Origin of the sequence: Parendozoicomonas verongulae (genome assembly GCF_009711465.1) — a bacterium.
GTDB lineage: Bacteria > Pseudomonadota > Gammaproteobacteria > Pseudomonadales > Endozoicomonadaceae > Sansalvadorimonas > Sansalvadorimonas verongulae.
Map to the genome: position 1 here is coordinate 1 of NZ_SMME01000710.1, position 6,478 is coordinate 6,478.

A 6,478-nucleotide genomic window follows, 5' to 3' on the forward strand; every position below is an offset into this window, starting at 1 on the left:
CTGCCGGCAATCAGCAAAGTCAGCAGGGTAATCATGAGGCTTTTGGAAACCGGGTGGCTGGAAGATTGTGGTGTGCTGGCAGCAGTTTTTACTTCCTGAGCAGGCTGCACAGCGACCTCCAGAATTTCTGGTTCCGGTTCGGAAATTGGCTCTGGCTGAGCAGAAGGCTGCTCTTTGCTCACCTCAAGGTCAAACAGGTAACCTTTTTTGGGGATAGTTTTAATGATGCGGTAGGGGCGAGTCTTATCTTTAAGTTGCCCTCGCAACAGGCTAATGACCTGCCGTACCAGGTTATCTGACACTTGATTTCGTTCCCAGACATTGTCTGCAATAGTGCGTGTACTGAGAACCTCACCTTGCTGTTCAATAAAAAACTCCAGCAGCCTTGCCTGCAACGGCTCAAGGTGAATATCTTCTTCGTCCAGAGTCAGTCGATTTTCAGAAGGTGAAAACGTAATAGCTGGCTCATGGTGAAGTATGTATTGGACTGCAGGCATTTTCGTGTTTGGCAAGTATGGGATGCGCGGGATATTACGTGAGACAGGCTTTTGGTAGCAAGTCGGGCTATCCCTGAGTCCGGGTACTTATCCCAGCCGCAGGAGGAAACATGACAATTTGCGACAAAAGGGTATCTCTCTGAAAAACTTTTACGTCAGGGCTGCGTTTAAATAGATAAATCTTATACGTAAATACAACCGGGAGAACGTAATGAAAAAAGCATCTGTACAGAAAGCAGCAGCACTGGCACTAGGTATGACTGTTGCCAGCTCTGCAATGGCATGGGGATGGTGGGATAATGACAAAGACCACAATGATGAAAGAGGCTATGCCGAGCATTGCATGGAAAACGGCAAGCATCGCGGTCATATGAAAGGCTGGTTCCATGGCGATAAAGAGCAACTGGTGTCCAGGGAACTGACTGTCGATCAGGTACAAACTCTGGTCGAAGCCCGTTTGATCCGCATGGGTAATGACAATATTAAGGTTGGCCAGGTTACAGCTAATGACGATGGCTACAGTGTCACTATTGTCACAGCACGTTCAGGTGATTTGGTAGAAACTATTGAACTGGCCAAGAACGGTATGCCAGTGGCGATGATGGAACGTTGGGAGAAGCGTGCAGAGCACCGTAAAAACTAAAACGACCAGAAGCAGTGTAAATTTGTCGTAAATAGATACGACACAGAGCGGGTGTTGACTCGGCCTGGTGCCGTAATCGATACAGATATCAGGCTGCTAAGCATTGTGGCCTTTACGTAAAGCATGGGAACATTCGGGGAGATTTAGGTTTCCCCGTACTGGTATCTGGATTATCTAAGCGGCACAATCGCCGCAATTTTCAGGAATCTGTTCCTGTGTTCACCTGCTCTGTCATTTGAAAACCCATGTCGGGGTTTTAGGCAGGCGCCACTTTTCAGAGTGAATCTCGATTATGGCACTAAGCATTTTTGATATCTTCAAAATCGGCATTGGCCCTTCCAGCTCCCACACTGTTGGTCCAATGTGGGCTGGTCAGCGCTTCCTGAATGACCTGCGCGAGAAAGGTATTCTGGGCAGTGTTGAGACTGTTCGTGTTGGCTTGTACGGTTCTCTTGCCCTGACCGGTAAAGGACACAGCACTGACAAGGCGGCTCTTCTCGGCCTGGCTGGTTATCGCCCTGATGATGTTGACCCTGACATGGCTGATCAGGCTTTTGAAGATATTGTAAACACCGGTGTCATGAAGCTGGGTGGTGAGCACGACATTAACTTCGACTACGACAAGCACATGATCTTCCACTTCGGCGAAGTGCTGGAGCACCCCAATGGTATGCGTGTTTACGCTGCCGATAAGAATGGCGTTGTCGTTTATTACAAAACCTACCTGTCCACTGGCGGTGGCTTTATTGTTTGCTCCGATGAGTTCAACAAGCCAGCCAGTGCTGCTGATGGTCATGCTGAAGAAACGATCTCAGCTATACCTTACCCATTCCAGTCTGCTGCAGAGCTGCTGACTCTGTGCGAACAGCACAACATCACTGTCGCGGAACTGGCTCTGGCGAACGAAAAAGCTCTGCATCAGGGTAACATGGATGCTGTGAATGCAAAGGTGGATCACATCTGGGATGTGATGCGCAACTGCATTGAGCGCGGCCTGCGCATGGAAGGTGAGCTGCCAGTGAGCAAAATGCAGCGTCGTGCTTCTACTATGCACAAGCAGTTGATGGCAAACCCTGAAGCCATGCTAAAGGATCACTTCTCTATTATGGACTGGGTGACTCTGTTCGCTATGTCTGTCAATGAAGAGAATGCCTGTGGTGGTCGTGTTGTCACTGCACCTACGAACGGTGCGGCAGGTATTATCCCTGCGGTACTGGCTTACTACACCCGCTTTATTGATGGTGCTGACCAGAACGGCGTGCGTGATTTCATCGCAACCGCAGCGGCTATCGGCATGTTGTATAAAATGAACGCGACTATCTCTGGTGCTGAAGCGGGCTGCCAGGCAGAAGTGGGTTCTGCATGTTCTATGGCGGCCGGTGCACTGGCTGCTGTTCTGGGTGGAAACGTGCATCAGGTTGAGAACGCAGCCGAGATCGGCATGGAACACAACCTGGGTATGACCTGTGACCCTATCGGCGGTCTGGTTCAGGTTCCCTGTATCGAGCGTAACGGAATGGCTGCCATCAAGGCGATCACGGCAACCCGTATGGCTATGCGTGGTGACGGTAACCACGAAGTCTCTCTGGATTCCTGCATTGAGACGATGTATCGCACAGGCCTGGATTTGCAAAGCAAGTACCGTGAGACCTCAACCGGTGGTCTGGCAGTGTTTGCCAAGCCTCAATGTGTCGCTTAATTTCAAAATTTAAACGACAACTGATAAATCCCGTAGCAGAAATGCTGTGGGATTTTTTATGGGTAATTAAGCAACGGAAACCACATTATTTGAAAGCCTTAACTGTAAAGATTGATTCAGCAATGTTTCCAAAAACTGTATGGAACTGTTGATGTTTACAAAAGGTAATTCGCAAAAGCGAAGGCGACTATCGGTTTCTGTAGATTTATTGATGCGTGTCATTGGCATGCGCGGGGCTTAGTAAGCAAAATCGCGCACAACAAATGGGTTGATACGTGGGCGCCGCCAGAGAGCTTTCTGGTGAGGGTGTATTTCTATTCCAGCTTCATTCGCTCGCATCAAGTAACGTGAAATCAGTTTGGGCCTAGAATTATTATGAGTACAGCGGTTTCTTCTCTGCCGTCTTCCAAAAAAGGGGCGCTCCAGCGTTTCCTTGATGTCGTCGAACGGGGTGGTAACGCCCTTCCTCATCCAATCATTATGTTCTTCTACTTTGCTGCGGGCACTGTTGTCCTGTCGGCACTGCTGAACTGGATTGGTGTATCGGTTACTTATGACGCAATGGATCGTCATACTGGCGAGCTGACTGCAACAACTGTGGGCATCGAAAGTCTGCTGACGGCAGACGGTGTGCGCTTCATGTTTACCAACGCTATCCGCGCTTTCACCGGCCACGCTGCACTGGGAACCATTCTGGTTGCCATGCTGGGTGTTGGTGTTGCTGAACACTCTGGCCTGATCGGCGCGATGCTGAAGCGTCTGGTACTGGCGACTCCAAAGAGCCTGCTGAGCCCTATTCTGGTATTCGCGGGTATTATGTCTAACGTCGCTTCCGACGCCGGTTACGTTGTACTGGTACCACTGGGTGCGATTGTTTTCATGAGCTTCGGTCGTCATCCACTGGCCGGTATTGCTGCAGCCTTCGCCGGTGTATCCGGTGGTTTCTCCGCAAACCTGGTGATCGGTTCTACCGACCCTCTGTTGGGGGGGATCTCCACTGAAGCGGCTCGCATCATGGACCCAACCTACATGGTGACTCCTGTTGCGAACTACTACTTCATGTTCGTATCTACCTTCCTGATCACCATTGTTGGTACCTTTGTGACTGACAAGATCGTAGAGCCTCGTCTGGGCTCCTACGGTGGTGAAATGGGTGAAAAAGCCAAGGGCATGACCCCTGAAGAGCTGGCTGGTCTGAAGCGTGCCAAGTGGGCATTTATTGCACTGATCGCGCTGTTGTGTGCACTGATCATTCCTGAAGCCGGTCCTCTGCGTGATCCTGTTTCCGGTGAGATTCTGGGTAACTCTCCTTTCATGCAGTCCATCATCCTGATCCTGACTGCCATGTTCCTTATTCCTGGTGCAGCTTACGGCTTTGCGTCCGGTAACTTCGACAGCAACGAAGGCATTGTGAAGGGTATGGTTCAGTCCATGGCTTCCATGGCCAGCGTACTGGTTATCATCTTCGTATCTGCCCAGTTTGTATCTTACTTCACCTACTCCAACCTCGGCATCGTTGCTGCGGTATCAGGTGCAGAGCTGCTGAACGGCATTGGCTTCACTGGTATTCCTCTGGCCGTAGCCATGGTTGTACTGTCTGCCATCGTGAACCTGTTCATGGGCGGTGCGAGTTCCAAGTGGCTGATCATGGCTCCTGTGTTCATCCCAATGTTCATGCAGCTGGGCTTCACTCCTGAGTACACTCAGGTGGCTTACCGTATCGGTGACTCCACCACTAACATCATCACCCCGCTGATGACCTACTTCCCCATCATCGCCAGCTTCGCGGCTCGCTATCAGGAAGAGAATGGTCCTAAGATTGGTATGGGTACTGTGATCTCCATGATGATGCCATACACCTTCTTCTTCCTGGGTGGCTGGATCGTACTGTTCGTAATATGGAGCATGCTGAACCTGCCTCTGGGCCCTGGTGCAGCGATGTTCATGTAAGACTCTCTCCTCTTGCAAGAGTTTCGTATTCTCCCTCCTCTCAAGGAGAGCACGAAGATTAGGTAGGGCGGGGCTTTCGCCCCGTCCCTCCTCCAGGACCTTGCGTACGGGCCTCGTACACGGTTCCTGCCCCCCCCCTCCACGAGTTCATCTTGCGATAACAGCCCCATGGGTTGTTTTCTTTTATGGGCGCCTGAACCACATGGGTCAAATGTTAAAGCAAACCAAATGTCCGGGCTTAAGTACCAGGAAGACGTACCAGAGGAATTTTCTCACTATCCTGAGCTTCACTGGCACATAAACACTCCTTTAATGCCCCTCTGTGTTTATGGGCGCAGACAATGGCCGTCGTACCTGCCAGAACTGCTGGCACAAGCATAGCTGCTGCCCCCGCCCAGTTAAAATTCGGAACAGCCTGACCGGGGTTGATGTTCACAGAATAAGCATCATGGGATGTCCACTGTGCACAGCCTCCATACTGGGGAAGCTCAACATTTACCACTCTTGGTGCAGCGGTACTGTCTGTAACTGTGTATCGGGGAACAAAGGTCAGCAGGTTGCCATCAACCTGCAACCTATAAGCCAGCCCGCTTTCGGGGGCGGGTGTAACGTTCCGGGCATCCTCCAGCCGTGCATGCCAGGCATCCTTTTCCTGGGTGACGCGACTCATACGTTCCAGAAAGATATCTGTCTGATTTTGCCGGGCGATGTAGAGCCAGTTATGGTCAGCACCCAGCCCTATCACCGAAGTATCAGGATAATCAGTTACGCTCAGGTTGTATTGTGCTGAAACGTTGGTCTGTGTCCCTGAGAACGACATCTGGTGATAATGAACAGTATCCTTGGTTGCACTGTCGTTACGCACCCAGATGCCATAGCGGTCTGTTTCCCTTTCCGGAGTGAACATCACCGGTTGACCAAAGTGTCCGTCAAGCGAGGTAACTTCATACCCCCCCTGACTGTTATCCAGCGGAAAACGTACTAATTGCAGGCCTCCGGAGTCGGTTGAATAAAACGTTGTTAAATGGGTTGGGTCTGCAAGCTGGCCAACCAGCGCTTCTGCCGGAGGCAGGGTGCCATTTGAGGCCGCTGGAGAATAGAGCAGGAAACCATTGCGGCCAAATGAGCTGTCTTTACCAAGGGCAGTGCCGTCCCAGTTCAGGCGGCTTATTAGTATCACTCCCTGCTCATCGGATTGCTCGTTATAGGGGTAACGCTGATGACTGACCAGAAACAGAGAATCATGACCGCCAGACACAAGGGCATGCGCCTGCTCATTGGGGTAGTGGCACGTGCTATCACAGGAAGAAGTCTGCTGGCAAAATGTCTCCTGCGCTGTACGCCAGCCCTCCGGTTGTGTGGTATTGAGACTGAGCATCTGTCTACTGGCCTCAATCTGATCTGGCGGGTAAGCAGCAGTATCCAGAAAACCCTTGGCACCAGGAATATACACGCGGTCATCTATGTGCCCTATGGCTTTAAGGGGGGAATCTCCCGTATTACGGCCTGAACTCAGGACGATATTACGATGCATTGTGGACTTTGCTTGCCCTATATATCCGGCAGAACCATTGCCGTCTAGCGCTGTTACGTTCATTTGCCCATCTGTCTGGCTGAACCTGGTGTTCTGAGTACTCTCCAGCTGACCTCCACCTGCTCCGGCAGCCTTATTTGCTACGACTTCTATTT

Annotated in this window: 5 protein-coding genes; 3 read left to right on the plus strand and 2 right to left on the minus strand. The window is 51.1% G+C overall.

Annotated features, from left to right (window positions below):
- Positions 1–497, minus strand: a 497-nt coding sequence (locus tag E1189_RS03500) for a winged helix-turn-helix domain-containing protein (protein WP_196221155.1), incomplete at its 3' end; no start/stop codon positions are given.
- A gap of 211 nt (positions 498–708) precedes the next feature.
- Here E1189_RS03500 and E1189_RS03505 point away from each other — a divergent pair.
- The 3 genes from E1189_RS03505 (at position 709) to E1189_RS03515 (ending at position 4,789) form a co-directional block, all read left to right on the plus strand.
- Positions 709–1,140: a hypothetical protein gene (locus tag E1189_RS03505; RefSeq protein ID WP_155158670.1), complete on the plus strand. Its 432-nt coding sequence runs from the start codon at positions 709–711 to the stop codon at positions 1,138–1,140.
- Positions 1,141–1,432: 292 nt separating this feature from the next.
- Positions 1,433–2,839, plus strand: coding sequence for an L-serine ammonia-lyase (locus E1189_RS03510; protein ID WP_155158672.1), 1,407 nt, complete (start codon positions 1,433–1,435; stop codon positions 2,837–2,839).
- Between the two features lie 375 nt (positions 2,840–3,214).
- Positions 3,215–4,789, plus strand: coding sequence for an AbgT family transporter (locus tag E1189_RS03515; protein WP_155158674.1), 1,575 nt, complete (start codon positions 3,215–3,217; stop codon positions 4,787–4,789).
- A 238-nt stretch (positions 4,790–5,027) separates the two neighbouring features.
- Here the strand turns inward: E1189_RS03515 and E1189_RS23465 are convergent.
- A partial coding sequence (locus tag E1189_RS23465; protein ID WP_230460118.1) for a hypothetical protein occupies positions 5,028–6,478 on the minus strand: 1,451 nt, incomplete at its 5' end.

Coding starts and splice junctions, on each gene's coding strand:
- E1189_RS03510 (WP_155158672.1), top strand. CDS start 1,433: ATGGCACTAAGCATTTTTGATATCTTCAAAATCGGCATTGGCCCTTCC.
- E1189_RS03515 (WP_155158674.1), top strand. CDS start 3,215: ATGAGTACAGCGGTTTCTTCTCTGCCGTCTTCCAAAAAAGGGGCGCTC.
- E1189_RS03505 (WP_155158670.1), top strand. CDS start 709: ATGAAAAAAGCATCTGTACAGAAAGCAGCAGCACTGGCACTAGGTATG.